Origin of the sequence: Methanolobus vulcani (genome assembly GCF_006546655.1) — an archaeon.
GTDB classification, from domain to species: Archaea; Halobacteriota; Methanosarcinia; order Methanosarcinales; family Methanosarcinaceae; genus Methanolobus; species Methanolobus vulcani_A.
In genome coordinates, this window is record NZ_VIAQ01000019.1 from 102,386 (window position 1) to 119,811 (window position 17,426).

17 protein-coding genes are annotated in these 17,426 nt (G+C 41.8%); 5 read left to right on the forward strand and 12 right to left on the reverse strand.

From position 1 onward, the window contains the following. Positions 1–9: 9 nt before the first annotated feature. From FKV42_RS11820 to FKV42_RS11840, 5 genes are all read right to left on the reverse strand, one after another. A complete protein-coding gene (locus FKV42_RS11820; protein ID WP_154810492.1) occupies positions 10–1,671 on the reverse strand; it encodes a type II/IV secretion system ATPase subunit in 1,662 nt (553 codons plus the stop codon). A gap of 19 nt (positions 1,672–1,690) precedes the next feature. Then, complete coding sequence (gene arlH / locus FKV42_RS11825; protein WP_154810493.1) at positions 1,691–2,386, reverse strand: archaellum protein ArlH; 696 nt, start codon at positions 2,384–2,386, stop codon at positions 1,691–1,693. Between the two features lie 13 nt (positions 2,387–2,399). Further along, positions 2,400–2,897: an archaellum stator protein ArlG gene (arlG, locus tag FKV42_RS11830; protein WP_230375687.1), complete on the reverse strand. Its 498-nt coding sequence runs from the start codon at positions 2,895–2,897 to the stop codon at positions 2,400–2,402. A gap of 84 nt (positions 2,898–2,981) precedes the next feature. Next, positions 2,982–3,413 carry an archaellum stator protein ArlF gene (gene arlF, locus FKV42_RS11835; RefSeq protein WP_154810495.1) on the reverse strand — a complete coding sequence of 144 codons (432 nt, stop codon included), beginning with the start codon at positions 3,411–3,413 and terminating at the stop codon, positions 2,982–2,984. Further along, positions 3,403–4,746, reverse strand: a complete 1,344-nt coding sequence (locus FKV42_RS11840; RefSeq protein WP_154810496.1) for a FlaD/FlaE family flagellar protein — start codon at positions 4,744–4,746, stop codon at positions 3,403–3,405. Before FKV42_RS11840 ends, arlF begins: the two co-directional genes overlap by 11 nt. Before the next feature lie 154 nt (positions 4,747–4,900). Between FKV42_RS11840 and FKV42_RS11845 the strand changes: the two genes are divergently transcribed. Beyond that, positions 4,901–5,923, forward strand: a complete 1,023-nt coding sequence (locus FKV42_RS11845; RefSeq protein WP_154810497.1) for a methyltransferase domain-containing protein — start codon at positions 4,901–4,903, stop codon at positions 5,921–5,923. On the opposite strand, the gene FKV42_RS11850 is transcribed toward FKV42_RS11845, so the two are convergent. From FKV42_RS11850 to alaS, 4 genes are all read right to left on the reverse strand, one after another. Then, positions 5,917–6,291 (reverse strand): response regulator transcription factor, encoded by a 375-nt coding sequence (locus FKV42_RS11850; protein WP_154810498.1) that lies wholly within the window; start codon positions 6,289–6,291, stop codon positions 5,917–5,919. The genes FKV42_RS11845 and FKV42_RS11850 overlap by 7 nt on opposite strands. Positions 6,292–6,360: 69 nt before the next feature. Continuing rightward, positions 6,361–7,416: a response regulator gene (locus FKV42_RS11855; RefSeq protein ID WP_154810499.1), complete on the reverse strand. Its 1,056-nt coding sequence runs from the start codon at positions 7,414–7,416 to the stop codon at positions 6,361–6,363. Between the two features lie 93 nt (positions 7,417–7,509). Then, a complete protein-coding gene (gene gvpD / locus FKV42_RS11860; protein ID WP_154810500.1) occupies positions 7,510–8,850 on the reverse strand; it encodes a gas vesicle protein GvpD P-loop domain-containing protein in 1,341 nt (446 codons plus the stop codon). A 36-nt stretch (positions 8,851–8,886) separates the two neighbouring features. Beyond that, positions 8,887–11,661: an alanine--tRNA ligase gene (gene alaS, locus FKV42_RS11865; RefSeq protein WP_154810501.1), complete on the reverse strand. Its 2,775-nt coding sequence runs from the start codon at positions 11,659–11,661 to the stop codon at positions 8,887–8,889. Positions 11,662–11,974: 313 nt separating this feature from the next. On the opposite strand from alaS, the gene FKV42_RS11870 reads away from it, so the two are divergent. The 3 genes from FKV42_RS11870 to surE all read left to right on the forward strand — a co-directional run bounded on the left by FKV42_RS11870 (position 11,975) and on the right by surE (position 13,711). Beyond that, complete coding sequence (locus FKV42_RS11870) at positions 11,975–12,250, forward strand: hypothetical protein (RefSeq protein WP_230375688.1); 276 nt, start codon at positions 11,975–11,977, stop codon at positions 12,248–12,250. 94 nt (positions 12,251–12,344) lie between these two features. Then, positions 12,345–12,761, forward strand: coding sequence for a hypothetical protein (locus FKV42_RS11875; protein ID WP_154810502.1), 417 nt, complete (start codon positions 12,345–12,347; stop codon positions 12,759–12,761). Between the two features lie 161 nt (positions 12,762–12,922). Then, the gene (gene surE / locus FKV42_RS11880) at positions 12,923–13,711 is read left to right on the forward strand and encodes a 5'/3'-nucleotidase SurE (RefSeq protein ID WP_394348068.1); all 789 of its coding nucleotides are present in this window, start codon (positions 12,923–12,925) and stop codon (positions 13,709–13,711) included. 72 nt (positions 13,712–13,783) lie between these two features. Here the strand turns inward: surE and FKV42_RS14030 are convergent, their stop codons facing one another. Continuing rightward, a complete protein-coding gene (locus FKV42_RS14030; RefSeq protein ID WP_196214128.1) occupies positions 13,784–13,933 on the reverse strand; it encodes a hypothetical protein in 150 nt (49 codons plus the stop codon). Positions 13,934–13,946: 13 nt separating this feature from the next. Then, positions 13,947–14,861, reverse strand: a complete 915-nt coding sequence (moaA, locus tag FKV42_RS11885; protein ID WP_154810504.1) for a GTP 3',8-cyclase MoaA — start codon at positions 14,859–14,861, stop codon at positions 13,947–13,949. 89 nt (positions 14,862–14,950) lie between these two features. Here moaA and FKV42_RS11890 point away from each other — a divergent pair, with 89 nt between their 5' ends. After that, positions 14,951–16,267, forward strand: a complete 1,317-nt coding sequence (locus FKV42_RS11890; RefSeq protein WP_154810505.1) for a cobyrinate a,c-diamide synthase — start codon at positions 14,951–14,953, stop codon at positions 16,265–16,267. A gap of 88 nt (positions 16,268–16,355) precedes the next feature. Here the strand turns inward: FKV42_RS11890 and priL are convergent, their stop codons facing one another. Then, positions 16,356–17,426, reverse strand: coding sequence for a DNA primase regulatory subunit PriL (priL, locus tag FKV42_RS11895; protein ID WP_154810506.1), 1,071 nt, complete (start codon positions 17,424–17,426; stop codon positions 16,356–16,358).

Consider the following 17,426-nt stretch of genomic DNA (forward strand, 5'->3'; position numbering starts at 1 on the left):
AAAATCACCTTATATCATAAATGGAAGACCGTCAACACCATGCTTATAGAAGTTCACTATAATCTCAAGGACATCATAATAATCTTCTATTCCACGGGACTTCATTTCAGTCAGTATCTTTGCTCTCAGGAAAAGATCCTGATATATCATCCTTTTATCCTCATAACCAAGCTTTGTGGCGATCTTGTCCTCAAGGATGTAGCTGTTATTCAGACCGCGGAACTTGTGAGTGTCACTATCAGGTTCCCACTGGAATACAGCCCTGGTTGCCACACCACCGATTTCCTCATAGTAACCTTCTATTTCCTCAATTGCAAGAGCACGCCTGAGGAACTTACCTTTACGATAAACAGCCGAAAGGATCATTGCAATATTCAGGTTGTCAATGAAAGTCACAGGTACATTGATAGGGTCTGCTGTAAGACGCTGGATCATCTTTGATACCGCAGATGCGTGGAACGTTGCAAGTACAGGGTGACCTGTCTGCATACCCTGGAAAGCTACGTTACCTTCGGCTCCTCGAATCTCACCTACGATGATGTAGTTTGGTCTTGAACGCAGAGCGGCCTTTAGAAGGGCAAACGTATCTACCCTGGATTCCGGCGGACCTTCCTCACGAGTGATCAATTGCTGCCATACGGGCTGTGGTGGCTGAACCTCAGCGGTATCTTCCGCAGAGAATATCTTGGCTTTTGGATTTACAAAAGCAAGGCATGCATTTAGCATTGTAGTTTTTCCACTTGCAGTTTCACCACTGAAGAAGATACTCATACCATTCTCAAGGCACATCCACATATACGCTGCCATTTCAGCGCTCAATGCACCCCAGTTGATAAGCTGGATAATACTTACAGGAACTTCACTGAACTTACGCATGGTAAAACTGCTACCACGCTTACTGACATCTATACTGTAAATAATATTGATACGTGAACCATCAGGAAGAGCACCATCAGCAATTGGTCTTGCATCACTTACAGGACGACCGATACGCTCACTCATACTACGCAGCCAATTATCCAGTCCTTCTTCTGTCCCGAATGTAAGGTCAGTTTTAATTGTATCAAAAATCTTGTGGACAATAAATACGTTATCCACACCTATACTGCTGATATCTTCAAGATACGGGTCTCTGATAATTGGTTCAATTGGACCTGAACCGATAATGTCCCTTTCAAGGTGATAGAGGATTTTATTGTATTCACCTTGAGTCATGGGTACTTTTTTCTGTACTGGTATGAACTTCTGGAGAATATCGAATTTGCCTCCTCCTTCTTCTTCATCAATACTGCCACCTGATCCTATGTCTATAGATCCATTGAATAGCTTTGTGATCAGGTCTTTGAGCTCCGTTTCTGTATTTGGAACAGGTTCAGTTGCAGATTTCTCAAGAATAATGTCCAGAGCTGTTTGATACTTCTTTTTTTCCAGGTCAGTAAGTTCAGGTTCTACACCATAATAATTGATCTCTCCCTGTTCATCACCACCATAAAGGTGTATGAATACAGGATCACCAACCGGAAGAATAATATTAACTTTTGAGTGGTCAATATCTTTTGAAAGACTTACCATGAAAGTTGGCTCGTCTTCGCCGGTCTCACGCATGAATTTCTTTACATACTCACCCAGATGAGGGTTCCTTTGTACTGCTTTCTGAAATTCTGCATCCACATTACCACTACCTTTAAGATTATGATACTGAAGCGATCTCTACTACAAGACCAACCTTTGGCTCTATTCTGAAACCGATCATCTGTCCTACAGGACCCTTGGCACCTGTGAATTTGTTCACTACAATAGTCCTTTTAACCTCACTTCCAAGAGGCTTTGATTTGAGAGTAATGTACACATCACAGGAAGAGCGGAACATTGAAGCAATGTCCTCTGTTAGCTGATTTGGTTCGATTGTAAGAATAATGACCTTTCCCATACCATTCAATTTTTTAAAGAATGATATCAGGTCAAGGGTTTTCTCAGTGTTTGCACTGTATTTGATAAGCGAGGAAAGAGTATCGATTATTACCACATTCTTCTCGAAAAGCTCTTCAGCAGCCATTAATCTTTCAATGAAATCAAAACGGGATTTTGCCGCCTGTACCAGCGGGATTACAGGAATGTACAATAACAGACCATTCAAAAGAAATGGAGCTATTGGATAGTCCATTGAATACATCTGGTTGATAAAGCCCTTTGTTGTCAGTTGTGTAGAGACAAGTGTTACACTGACATCGTTTTCATTCAATCCGAATGAAAAACGCTGGGAAATTGTGCTTTTTCCTCCGCCACTGCCACCTTCAATCACTACCAGTGAACCGGCAGGAAAGCCTCCTCCCAATTTATCATTCAGATCATCCCGGGGGATTGCAAATTCATTGATCTTTGCCATTATTTGCCTCTTATTACGTTTTGAAACTCATCGCACCGGATTTACCATTGTCAGCTGCAACAAGCACTCTATGATCACCTTCATCCAGTGGTGATGGGGTAGTGGTTACATTCAATTGGAGAATATCACCGGGCCTCCATACAACATCACCATCTGTCAATGCCGCATCAACACTTGCCGGTTCCAGAAGGATACCATCCACAAGTACGGTAACATATTCCGGAGCTAGTTCGGTCTTACCGGTGTTCTTTGCGTAAAATGTGTATTTGCCGGAAACATTGTCATAGGGAATTATCTCAGGATCATTTACGATTGTTATATCTGTCCTCATCTGTTCGGACACTATCTTACTGCTTGCACTGGAAGAAGCAACCATGGACTGGACATTGCCGGAGACAAGAACAACTACGCTGATAGCCAGAACCATTGCGGCTATGAAGAAAATCATGTGCGTTACTGCTGTTTCTGCACCTGTATCCTCCAGTAAGGTCTTTTTTTCTGTTCTTAGCATGCTTTTCATGTTTTTTGCCAGCCCGATGCAAATAGAATTAGAGAAGTAATATATAATTAATAGTATATAAGATTGTTATTCAGTTCAGACGGTATAAGAACTGTAAGCAGAAACACCATTGCGAGTTACAACTTTTACACGATGAGATCCTGTACCGGAAAGGTCAGTGACTGTCATACTTCGTGTCTCTGCAGGTGTCCAGGTAGCTGCAATTTCACTATATCCATAAGATTCCAGATTACCATCAACGAGAACATTGAGCTCATCAAAACGAATGGTTTCACTGCCCGTGTTTGAAAGTGTCACTGTTAGATTATAGGTCCCGGAGTGGTTCTCGGGAACAGCGCTTTGTACTTCAAGATTTGTTTTTAGCTTTGAATTCTGCATTTGATATTGATCTTCAGAAGCATCGCTTACAATCTCATTTGAAGTGTTAAGCATGGAATATGAAAATGAGCCAATTACAAGAGCAGTGATGAAAAATATCACTGCCACAACGGAAAGCTCAAATCCCATACAATTCCTCCAGACCGTGCTTTACCTTTGACATTTCCCTGTCAATGGAACTAAGCATGTTTCTGTCTATCTTGCGTCCGGAGAGTCTTTCAATAAATAGCAGGGATTTTGTGTGATCCTCTGGCAAAAGCCGCCATGTAGGCTTTTCCACATAATAATCAATTCCACGAGCATATGCCATGATCTCTGACATTACATCCTCACTTATCCAGCCAATGTCAACATAATAATCAAGAGCATCCATCAGGTTATTCCTTCCAACCCTTTCCATCAGGAACTCTATCCAGTTAAGCAGGACAACTACACTGGTAGGATCGGCTTTGATGAATTCCAGCCTTACAAGTGGTAATGAGGATTTCTTTGCAAGCGAAGTGCTTCCGTCTTCCAATTCAGCATCTTCTGATTCTTCATCTTCCTGATCACTTATTGCAGCCTTTGATTTTTCATCACCTTTTGAAGGAACAGAATTAGAGCTACCTGTAGCAACTGGACGACTCTCAAGATCATCGAGTCTGGTGGTTATGGCGGATGTAGTTTCTGCAATGTCCACTAAATTCTGATTAAGTGAATCGGTACGTGTGAATAATTCATCTGTTTTTGAGTTTAGTTGCTCAATACTTTCATGCATCATTACCATGGCATCTGCAAATGCATCCATTTTGGATTCAAAATCCTGCATTCTGGAAGCGGCTTCTTCAGAGATACCTGTTGGCATACTTAGTTTCTGAGCAGTAGCATCAAACTCGTTTTTCAAAAGAACAATCATGTCGCCCATTTCAGTAAGGCGGGTCTCTGTTTTTTCAAATCTCTCGATGGTATCCCTGGAACCAGCACCATCCCCTACAAAAGGATTGACCTGATTGGATACGATCTCATACAGGGATAATAATTCAAGGACACTCTGGTCGATCTTATCAACCGTTTTTCTAATTTCCTCATTGTCCCTCTGCACCATGTTGAGAGTGGCATCTGCTTTTGATACTTTAGACTCAACATCTTTGATTTTTTTGCGATTCTCCTCCAACATCTCATTATCTACAGAAGCAGCTTGAGGAGCGGCTTGTGGGGGCATTCCCGGTGGACCACCAGGAGCTGCTCCCGGAGGAGCCATACCAAGAGGAAATGCAGAATCGGCAGGTGCACCTGGAGGAAAGCCGGGTGAACCTGGCGCAGGTGGCATGCCGGAAGCCAGATCCGGAACTGAACCAAGATCAGGTACGCCCTGCATGAAAGGAGGAGCTTCGCTACCAAACGGAGAATCGCCCCCTTTACTCTTCTTCTTTTTGGAAAGAACAGAGGTTACTTTTTTGATTTTATCACTAAATCCGGCCATAGTTCCACTGGTTTTATTTAATTTGTGAGAGATATATCTATACGTCAAACAATATACCCTTAATAATATATATAAATTATGAATAAAACATGCGTCGAACTTACTGTGAAATCAGATGAGTTTAAATTGTTTACCCGACTTGTAGGAGAAGTCCATGGCACGTAAGAAGCAATTCAAAACAGAAATGATATCCGACAAGGATGGTATAAGATTTGCAACTCCCGAACCTGTAGCGGAATACAGGGCTAAAAGATTGCAATGTAAAACAATCGCAGATATCAGTTGTGGTATTGGCGGTCAGGCCCTCTTTTTTGCCAAATACTGTGATTTCGTCTATGCTATTGAAATTGACCCGAAGAAGATAGCATTTGCAAAAAAGAATGCCAGGATAATGGGTGTTGATAACATCGAATTTATTGTAGGAGATGCATTATCCCCTGAAGTTATTGGAAAGTTACCTCATCTGGACGTTGTTTTTTCAGATCCTGCAAGACCACCTACTGAAAAGGAGAGAAGTATAGATAATCTCAGTCCTTCCATCCCCGAAGTAATGAAAGCTTATGCAGAGATTTCATCGAATTTCACATTTGAAGCGCCTCCACAGTTGTCTCCTGAAAAAATACCTTTTGACTGTGAAAGAGAATACATGTCCCTGGAAGGAAAGCTTAACCGCCTTAACCTTTATTTTGGAGATTTGAAAAAAGCAGATATTTCTGCTGTTGCACTTCCCGGAAGCAATATCATCAGAAAAACAGATACTGTTGAACCTGCCATCAAAGTTACGGAAACGTCCCTTTACGCCTATGAGCCTGAAGAATGCGTAACCAAAGCAGGCCTGCTTGAACAGCTTGTGGCAGAGCTTAAAAAAGAATCAGATGATATTGCCATCTTTGAGATTGATGAGAAAAGAACACTTCTCAGTTCAAAAAATGAGATTAAGAACAGCCTTTTTAAGAATAGATATAAGAAGCTGCTTGTTACTGGCACTGACTTTTCACAGATCAATTCTTACCTTAAGAAGAACTCATTTGGAAAAGTTATTGTCCGGGCAGCTATTGAGCCTGAAAAGTACTGGGATGTGCGCAATGAACTGGAAAACGGATTAGATGGCGAAAGAAAGGCACACCTTTTTGTAAAAGAGGGAAAAACAATATTATATGAAGTGCTGGATCACTGAAGTTTCATTTCCAGCAATTCTTTTGTTCTCTTGATCAGTTCTTTTCTGCTGAAAGGCTTTGTGATGTAGTCATCTGCCTTGAGTACATGCAGACCAAGCATTTTATCAAATTCCTGACTTTTTACCGTAAGCATGGCAACTGGAAGAACTGGCTCTTTTTCTTTGATCTTATGGAAAGTTTCCCAACCATTCATATCAGGCATCATGATATCAAGTAAAATTGCATCCGGCCGTTCCTCTTCAATTGATTCAAGACATTCAAATCCACTATTTGCTCCGACGACTTCTATATCCTCGGATTCCAGGATCAACTTTATGAGATCTATGGTATCGGGTTCATCATCCACAACCATGATTTTGGGACACATTAATGATACATCTCCTAAGACGTTTTGATTATAAATATATAATAGAAGATTAGTTAAAAGAATATATAATTATTCCTCGTCAACCCAACCAAGACGACGCATTACCATTTTAATTCTTGCTTTGACCTCTCTTTTGTCAAATGGTTTGGAAATGTAGTCATCAATTCCAAGTTCCATACCTTTGACCTTATCCTCAATAGCTGTTTTAGCTGAGATCATAATTACAGGAATATCGCTTGCAGCCTTGCTCTTTTTAAGATTCTCTACCACTTCATAGCCATCCATATCAGGCATCATGATATCAAGAAGAATAAGATCTGGAAGCTCTTTAAGTGTGAGATCGATAGCATCCTGACCATTATGAGCCACGAGGAAATCATAGGGTTCACTTATAAGAGATAGCTTGAGAAGCTCTGGAATGTCGGGTTCATCATCAACAATAAGAATCTTCAGGCGTTCACGCTTGATCTTCTTTTGCATAGGCTCTAATTCAATAGACCCTTCTTCCACCGAGTACCTGTAATCAAAATCCTTCATACCAATTTCAGCATGGATCTCACCTACATTGGTGGTATCAATAACAACATCAAAGAATGAAGTGATAAGAACCTCAGTCTCAGAGGGCAGAATGTTCCTTGAAAGCATGGAAACGATACTACCATCGTTCTCTGCTACTTTCTTTTCTATGAACTGGACAAAATTCTCCACTACTTGCATTGTGTCACTTGCAAGCACATTCATATTGTCTATAATTAGCACTGAGTTTTGATGATCCTGAAAGATATTCGAGATATGGGATGCCATCTTTGTATAATCTGCAACTGAGCTGCAGTAGAATGTATCATCATGGTGCTCCTTACCTGGTGCATCAATATCAATGAAAAACATTTTTCCACCATAAGTGATGTCAAATCCAAAATCCTCAAATCTTGACAATATTTTATCCCTGGAAGAGTTAAGGCATAGCCACACCACGGCTCTTTCAGATTCTTCTTTCAGTATGTCCGATACAAAAAAATAGACAAGCCTCTCAATAAAACTATCCACAGGAGCAAGGAATAATGTGTTTTTCCGGGACAGCTCTGTTCTGAGGGTTGAAAGGATTTCCTGCGTTTGAGGATTCATTGCCAAGTACCTTTTAATTTTGTTTAGTAAATATTATTAGTATTATTTTCTTATTAATGTTTGGGAAGAAAATGCTTACAGCATGTAAATTACTCATTTCATAGGAATGAGGTTAACCTGCGGGTAACCTGACACAAACTCCATCTGAACAGCAAAAACACCGGTTTTTGGTACCACACCATACATAACAAGGGTCTTGTCAACATTTTCAAACTTCCAGTGAGTTGTGGCCATGTGCGCTACAGACTCGGTAATTCTCTGGCCATATTTTGTGACAGCAAGAACAACATTATCGGTTGTTTTTGTAATAGATGCCATCTGCCCTATTATAGAACCAATGTTTTCCCATCCGTAATTGTATTCCATACTGTCAAGACCAATATAATCTAAAACAGGTGAACCGCATTGGCGCAGAATTTCATTCTTGGCCTTGTGGAAAATATCCATGTCTTTGTAGACATTACCTGAGAAAGGTTCAATGTATGCAGGAATTCTACCTTTAATGTCTCTTATCTCAAATCCCACAAACTGACCTTGGAAGTGATTATCTCCTGTAAATGGAGAGATCATACGCTTTTCGGTCTCAACACTGGTACCTTCTGTGGGCATGCTGAGAAGACCGCGACCAAGTTTGAGGTGATTTATGAATGTCGGTAACAATAAACTGTAGAAAGAGTCGCCTACACCACTTGTGATCTCAAAAAGATTGAAACTTCCTTTTTGATACCCTCCGGCAAGTATCTCGTCAAAATCATGCATACCGGTAGAGATCTTGCTTTCCTCCGGATCAGAAAGAGGACGTGGAACCTGTGTTTGTTCAGGATATGAAACAGTGAACGGTTCAAAGCTCCTGAAATGGCCACCATCAAGAGTAAACGGATATCTTGATTGTGCAAGCTCAACACCGCGTATCTTGAGCAGGTTTATTTTTCTTATGTCGCGTCCGGAAATCTCTGATATCTCAAGGAACACCACACCATCCACAAGATAATCAAGGGATGTGATATCGGACTGCTCTGTGATCATTATAAGATCGGCATTGACCTTGCGTGAAAAATCGAATAGCAAACGTTCAAGCTCAAATTTGTTACTTTCCCAATCAGAGGAACGTGTTGTCGCAATGCTCAGGGAATCAATTGAATCTACAACAATAATTGGTTTAGTGTCACTGGATTCCCATATGACTTTTATGCGGGATGCCAGCATACGCAGAAAATCTTCATTATTATTAAAATCGCCTTCGATCCAGGGATAATTTCCATAATCTGAGGCTTTATCAATGCGCGGTGAAATATAAACACAATTGCCTTCGGGGCATATCTCATCAAGTATTCCAAAGACAAAAGTGGTTTTCCCAGTACCAGGCTGCCCCTTTACAAGAAGGGACTTTCCATACTGGGATGAAAAGAACTCTTTAACCTCACCAGGTATCATACTGGTGTGTTACAATCTATAGATATATATACATATCTAATTATTTAATTGATCTCCAAGAAGGCTCTGTCCTGCAGCAAGTGCTTCATCGATCTTACTGGCATCAACACCACCACCGCGGGCCATGGCAGGCTTTCCGCCGCCGCCACCGCCAACTACCTGTGACATAGCCCGGACAATCTTTCCGGCATCTGCTCCGGCCTTAAGTGCGTCTTCACCTGCAGCACCGACTATTTTAACACCGCCTGCATCACTTGCCAGAAGTACAACCATGTCTTCACTGGTTGTCAGTTCACCGGCAATCTTGACAAGCTCATCGATGTCTGCGTTAGGTATGCATTTTGCCACAAGGCGCATATCTGCGATATTGACAGCCTCGTTGGCCATCTGGAGCACATGAACGTGCGCAAGGTCATCCTTGAGTCTCTGATTCTCTTTCTTGAATTCCTTCCATTCATTGAAGAAACGGTCAATTGTGGATGGAAGATGTTCTGGCCTGACACGAAGTGCATCTGCTGCCTGGCTAAGATATGATTCCATTTCCTGTGTTGCCCTGACAGCTGCAAGACCTGCTGCATACTCAATACGCTCAACACCATCCTGAACACGCTCAGTCTTAAGCATCTTGATAGGACCAACAAGTCCTGTGCTGGTACAGTGAGTACCTGCACATGCCTCGATGTCATCAGCAACTTTCAGAACACGAATAGTGCTTCCAGGAGGAACGCCTCCCTGATACAGTCCAAAACCATATTTCTTCTCAGCATCGATCCTGTCCATCCATTCTGCAATAACACGCTGGTTCTCCATGACAGTACGGTTGGCTATCAACTCGATCTGGTTGAGCTCTTCCAGAGAGATGCGTTTGTAGTGTGAAATGTCAAGACGTGCGCGGTCCACGGATTTCTGGGCACCGGCCTGCCATACATGACCACCAAGTACCTTACGTGCGGCATCATTGACAATATGAGTTGCAGTGTGGTGACATGCATGAGCCATACGGCGTTCTTCGTCCACATGTCCCTGTACCATGTCACCCTTCTTAATATGGAACTCATCTTCAGATTCTTCGATAATGTGAACGACAACACCATCTACACCCTGAACGTCAATGACATTGTGCAATACATCCTCAATGACCATTGTACCATAGTCTGCAGGCTGCCCACCACCTTCCGGATAGAATAATGTGCTGTCAAGTACTATATGATTATCAAATACGTCAAGTATGACTGCCTCAAAGTTCATTCTTGTAGGCTCATCATAGAACAGTTTCTTGGTCTTTGGAAGCTTGGCAACTCTTTCTGCGTATGGGAAGACTTTTTCCTCTTTTGCTTCAGCCTTGCTGTGTCCTTCGGCAACAAGTGAATAGAAATTGTCAGGAAGATCTACAGCCACACCAACCTCAGATGCTGCTTCTTTTGAGATCTCAGGTGGAATTCCGTGACTGTCATACATCTCGATAATACTTTCAAGAGGCATGCTCTGCCCGGATTCCTTGTAGTGTTTGGCAGACTTCTTGATCATGCGCTTTCCACGTTCAAGGGTTTCACCGAACTTGCGCTCCTCGTGTTCAAGGATGTCCTGTATAACATCAAACTTCTCCCCAAACTCAGGATATTCCGGCAGGTTATTGATATGCATCCTTACAATATCAGACAATGGAACTGTAATGCCCATGTCCTTCATCATCCTGAGTGTCCTGCGCAGTACAAGCCTTGCAAGGTATCCGGCCTTAACATTGGAAGGAATGATACCATCGGCAAGCATGAATGTCAGACAACGTGTGTGGTCAGTGATAGCGTATACAGTCTCAACTGGTTCCATGATGGATGAAAGTTTCTCCACGGTTGTGCCGATGCTGGAAGCGACCTGTTTTCTCAGCTCAAAGAGATTGGCCTTTTCGCTAATGTCCATAAGACCTGCAAGACGGGCATTCTGAGCAAGGATATTAGCATATTCTGAGTTATCAAGTTCATGGCTAACACCAGCCAGATCCATGAGTTCGTTGACAATTTCTGGGAAAACTGCGTCATATATTGTAGGAGAACCTTTGGATGCCCATACAAACCTTTCAAGACCGTAACCAGTGTCCACAATGTAGTTGTCCATCTTGCGGTAGTTATCGCCTTTTATGGAGATATCACCGTCTTTTGACTGCTTGAGATCCATGAACACAAGGGTCGCAACCTCAAGACCGCCGATAAGTGCCTCTACACAAGGACCGGCATTTCCACCGCCAGCCCATGGTTCCTCTTTGTAGGTCACTGCCAGTGGATCAACACCAAGGGAATTGAAAAGTTCATCACATAATTCTACTGTGTGGTCTTTCCAGTATATTTCTTCGCCTTTTTTATTGAAGGCGTGGTGAGCCATCATTTCAAATGTGGTCAGATGGCGGCCACTTCTACCAACCGCATCAAGGTCAGAAAGACGGATGCATGGCTGTGAAATGGTCAAAGGATTTGCTGGTGGTGGTACCTGCCCGGAAGTAACAAATGGCTGGAAATCCGCAATGGAAGCAATTGTCAGATAGATATCATCTCTCCACCTTGCGATAACAGGATATCTTTCAAGCCTTGTGTGGCCTTTCTCTTCAAAGAAGTTCAAGTAATACTCACGCATTTCCGCAAGGTCGAACTTTTTCTTAAATACGGGATTACCGATAAATGAGTATGGATCGCATGGCGCATCTCCACACGTGACCCTTTCAAGATCACGGGTCCAGAAATGTTTTCCACATTTAGAGCACTGTTTGCGAACGAATCCATTCTCTAAAAAATAATCAAGCTGATATTCGTCTTCAAGCATAAATATTCCAACTGGATGATTGTTTTAGTCTAATTCTAATAATAGTCAGATTTATTCTTCCAACTATCGCACCAATGATTAAAAACGTTTCTTATCAGAGATTCTTTACCTGTGTGCCACACAATGCAATATATAAAGAGTATTATAAATATACATGACCAATAATTTATATTGTTGCTTTTTATCGACAAATCACGAACATGATTTCCCCCATATTGTGAACATGAATGCGAAATACTTTGCACATAACATGAAAAATCCGCACATTATGTTTAAGTGCATGACCATGAAAATGAATTACTGGTGATGACCGATGGAATCAATGCGCTACATGTCATTAGTATTCAGAGGGTTAGTGGAAGAATATAATAATACAGGTGTCAGACCATCCGTATTCATGGATGCAAGTGGCAGCCTGCAAGTATACCTGTGCGATCCTATAATCGAAGAGATGGACGGCGATTATGGAATTGATATCGAACGGGAATATGATGTGAATGGCGGACAGTTCTCAGATGCAAGCTTCAACAGAGTAATGCCTGTTGAAACAATAAGACATAATCTTGGGAATGAAGCAACAATCCAGTAAATCAACTTCGAGATTATAAGTAGCAGGACCTTACGTGACGAAATTTGCACGGGATGAGGGAAAGGTACCTGCACCCAGCCCCAGGATGAAAACCATGGACTATAAAAAACTTCTGAAAGTATTGAAAAACTCAAAACAGGTCTATAGAGAAGATTATGTTAAAAAAATCTTCAGAAGCGCACACTACGATGTGGGATTGTTTGAGGAACAACTCAATGAATTCAACTCAACCCTGTCTGGCAGTGATTCTGAAGAAGCAAAATCTTATATGGACCGGACAATTCTGGCCCAAGTAATCGACGACGCTTCAATACTACTGGAAATCGTAAAGGATAGTCCCTGCCTGAGTACTGATGAGAACAAGGCCATTGAAGAAATGATCTTCACACTTGATGAGATGAGCGATAAAATTGAAGTCCTGGAAGAAGTCAAAGCGCTTGCAGACATGTCCGAACAGGAAGGATTCCCTGCTACATCACAAAGAAAAGATAGAATTTACGCAAACGTGTGAATTCATATAATTCAAAATCACCTCCAATTATACCTTTTTTAATATTTCATTCCCCTGAGAATATATTCTCATCGAATTATTTTTGATCAGAAATCCCGATAATCATAATTAAACTGTATAAGGCATTAGTTTTAAGGCATTGTCTGGCAATTGATACAGACATGTCAAAAAAGATACTTGTTACCAATGATGATGGTGTTTATTCCACAGGGATACATGCTGCCTGGAAAAGTGTTTCAGATCTGGGGGATGTGACAGTATCCGCCCCCATGACACAGCAAAGTGGTGTTGGAAGGTCAATATCCATTTTTGAGCCGCTCAGGATTACACAAACAACAATCAATGGAATTGACGTTAATGCAGTAGCAGGCACACCTACAGACTCCGTAATACTGGGAATTTTCGCAGTCATGAAACAAATGCCTGATCTTATCCTCTCAGGATTCAATATCGGCGAAAATATCAGCACTGATACCATCACAACATCCGGCACAATTGGTGCGGCACTGGAAGGAGCAAGTTATGGAGTTCCTGCCATTGCAGCGTCCATTCAGGTCATGGAAGAAGGAGACAAATTTGATGATAACAGGAATTTTCAGCATGACTATGATGTCGCTATAAAAGTTGTCAACCGAATCGCAAAGAAAGTACTTGAACATGGCCTGCCTGAAAATGTGGACCTGCTTAATGTGAACATCCCACATCACGTAGAAAAAGAACCCGATATAGAGATCACACATCTTGCCAGGAAATTCTTCAAGACCGATGTTGAAGAAAGACATGACCCCAGAGGAAGACCATATTACTGGATTGCAGGTGAACTGATAGTTGATGAAGAAGAAGGAACCGATGTTCATGCCATTATGAACAATGGAAATGTCTCTGTGACACCCATATCACTTGACGCAACATCACCTATTGATTTCTCAGAAATAGAGCACCTGCTGTAAACAATTGTAATAAGAATTAAAATCACAGATACTTAAAAATCGACAAAATGGTTCCCGATGCAATATCAGGAACTACGGTTTTACTTTGATAACGACTTCTTTGCAGTCATCTTCAACGCCATGAAGTGTTGTGATGGCTCCAATAACCGTGCTGCCAAGTATGGACTGCACGAAATGATTTATCTCGACATCCTTCCCATCTACTGTAAGTACGACTTCCATTTTTACTACTCCTTCAACTTTTGCAGAACGGTACACGCCTGCTGACAGCCAGCCTGAAAAGATCAGGCAATTCTTCCACACTGGCCCCTGAGGCATCAACCATATTATCACTTACCAGAAGGCAAGGTTTTAGTTTTCCGTCTGCTGTTACTCTTAAACGATTACAGTTTGCACAGAATTCAGTATTGTCGACCGGTCTGACAAATTCGACTTCTGCACCATTGATAATATATTTTTTCCTTTTATGTAGTTCACGCACATGTACATCAGAAGAGACTGACAATAATGAGCGTTCTACTTCATTGGCATCTATCCGGTACTGCGGAAGATCCCTGAAATCCATGAGTTCGATCAACTGCAGGATAACGTCCCCGCCATATCCACGCGTAAATTCCAGCATATCTTTGACCTCATCATCATTAAAATCTTTGAGGAGAACCATGTTGAGTTTTACAGGAGTAAGGCCAACGTCAACAGCTTCATGTATTCCATCAAGCACCCTGTCAAAAATACCCTTTCCACACTTAGTGATAGTGTGATACTTATCCGGGTCAAGACTATCAAGACTTATATTGACCCTGTCAAGACCGGCATCCTTCAGAGAAGATGCCCTGTCCTTTAGCAAAACAGCATTCGTGGTCATGGAAACATCCCTTAATTCTGGAAGGCGAACAAGTGCTTCCTCAAGGTCTTTTCTAAGAAGTGGTTCACCACCGGATATCTTCAATCTGTTAATTCCAAAACCAGATGCAACTTCAACGATATTAACAATAGTATCCACTGACATTTCTTTACTGTGCCCTATATGGCCTTCATTGTGGCAATATATGCAATTAAGATTACAGCGGTCGGTTACAGACATTCTCAAACTTCGGACTGTGCGTCCGTAAGAGTCAGTAAGAAGTTCTGTTGTTTCCGGAGAAGACATAGTACTTAGATATACGTCATTTATTTAATCGTTTTGAATCCTCACCTGAGGGAATAATACATATATCCGAACTATACACAATAAACACCATGACAAATGCGGTGTTGCTTGCAGGTACCAACAGTGGCGTTGGAAAAACGACAGTTTCCATGGGCATCATGGCTGCCCTTAAACGAAGAGAGATGATAGTTCAACCTTTCAAAGTAGGACCTGATTACATAGATCCAACATATCATACAGCTATCTGCGGCAAGCCATCGAGAAATCTTGATACTTATATGATGCAGGTGGATGGTGTAAGGAACACTTTTTCAAAGCATTCTGAGAACACTGACATTAACATCGTGGAAGGTGTCATGGGACTCTTTGACGGTATGGATGCTACAGAGATTGCAAGTTCCGCTCATGTTGCCAAGTCACTTAAGATTCCTGTAATATTAATTGTAAATGTGCATGGAATGTCAAGAAGTGCCGCAGCTATTGTCAAGGGATTTTCCCAGTTTGACCCGGACGTAAAGATTGCCGGCGTGATCCTGAATAAAGTCGGAAGCCCAAAACATGCACAGATGATCATAGATTCAATACCTGACATCCCCGTTGTCGGAACACTGCCACGTAATAAGGACGTAACTGTGCCTTCAAGACATCTCGGATTATACATGGCAAATGAACTTGATTTCGATACGGAAAGCCTGGCTGCATTCATTGAAGAGAACATAGACCTTGATGCTATAATCGAACTCTCAAAAACAACACAGGATTATGAAGCGCCTGAAAAGGAAGAGGAACTGGAAGCAGACCTGAAAATCGGTATTGCATATGACAGTGCATTTTGTTTCTACTACCAGGACATGTTCGAGGCTTTCAAAAATGCAGGAGCAGAAGTTGAGTTTTTCAGTCCTATAAAAGGAGAAATTCCGGATGTGGACGGATTCTACTTTGGAGGAGGCTACCCTGAGCTTTACATTTCCGAGCTTGAGAAATCCAAGACAACAAAAGCTCTCAAAGACCTTGCAGCAGAAGGCATGCCAATGTACGGGGAATGCGGCGGTTTGCAATATATGTCATCATCCTATGAAATTGAAGGGACAGTCTACAAGATGGCAAATGTATTGCCTGCAGAAACTGTCCAGACAAAGAAACTCCAGGCACTGGGCTACACCGAAGGAGTCGCAAACGGAAACTTCATCAAAGGACCTATAAGAGGACATGAGTTCCATTATTCCGCAACGTACTGCGATAACGATGCAAAGCTCGCATATGACATGAAAAGAGGAAAAGGAATTCTCGATGGCAAGGACGGACTTACCGAGCATAATGCACTTGCAAGTTATACTCATGCACATCCTGCATCGTTCCCTGTGAAGAGTTTTGTTGAGAAATGCAGGGAATATAAACATAGCTGAATACTGTAAAGTGATTCAGTTCAGTTCTGTTTAAAAATAACTTAGTGGGACACATAATGTCCCAAATATTCTTTTTTACAAAATCAAGTCAACTGTCATTCTTCTGAGACTTATCAGGAACGGTATTTCCCGCAGCCTTTTGAGCATCCCTTTTCCTGAACCAGACCTTGCGGCTGTAATAATTAAGTGGATGGCTTATTTTCTTACACATCTCATCAGGAGCATAGCAATTACCATAGGTCTGCATTGTTGAACAGGAAGGTGGTTTGTAATGAGTACCTGAAGAACCTGCAATATGCTCTATCTGATATCGGGCTTTTTCGATATCAAAATCAGGTGATGCGGTAAAAAGATTCATAATATCATCCACAGTCATGCCTATGGTTATCAGGAAAGCAGTCATGGCAAACCTCATAGAATGAGCAAGGTTCACACCTGCCTGTGTATTAGCTATAGCATGTGTGATACATGGAGGGAAAAGATCGGTTTCAACTGATTCGAATTCAGAATCACCGAAAGTACTCTTTCTTTCTTCAAGTAATTCTTGTATTTCTACAAGATATGGCTCGCATGACTCTACAAGCTCCTCATTCACAGGCATAGGCAGGTTATGTTCAACACGTTCCTTGATCAGCTCCTGTAAAAGACGGGAGAATTCCTCTTTTGAAACATTCACATTTCCATGGTGAAGCTTACGGTTAACGAGCTTCCACTCAATTGCTTTTAGGGAGCTCGCCATTCTGATATATGAGGTGAAATGTAGTTTAAAACCGGTATCGCTTCTATCAGGGTAAACTGAAAAATCAGACGCGAACTCTTCCAGAAAATCAAGATCTGAAGTCTTCAGAAGTTTATATGAGGCAACAGCCTCTGCAAGACAATACCTTCGGGTCAGAAATGAATCATCAATGCTAGAAACAAGTATTCTTGAAAAAGGATAGGAAAGCAGTTCCAGCAATATCTTCTGCTCATCTGATGCAGAAAGAGAAGGCTTGAACAGCTCACCTTCGATCGCCTGCATAACACGTTCCTTACCACGAATTCGTGCCGATTCCATGGCTCTGGAAGTAACCAAGCGGTCAAGGGACATCCCGAGGCTCTTTACGTGTGCCGATGCCCCGGAAATGTAAGGATATAGTGCAAAGTCTTTTTCATCCAT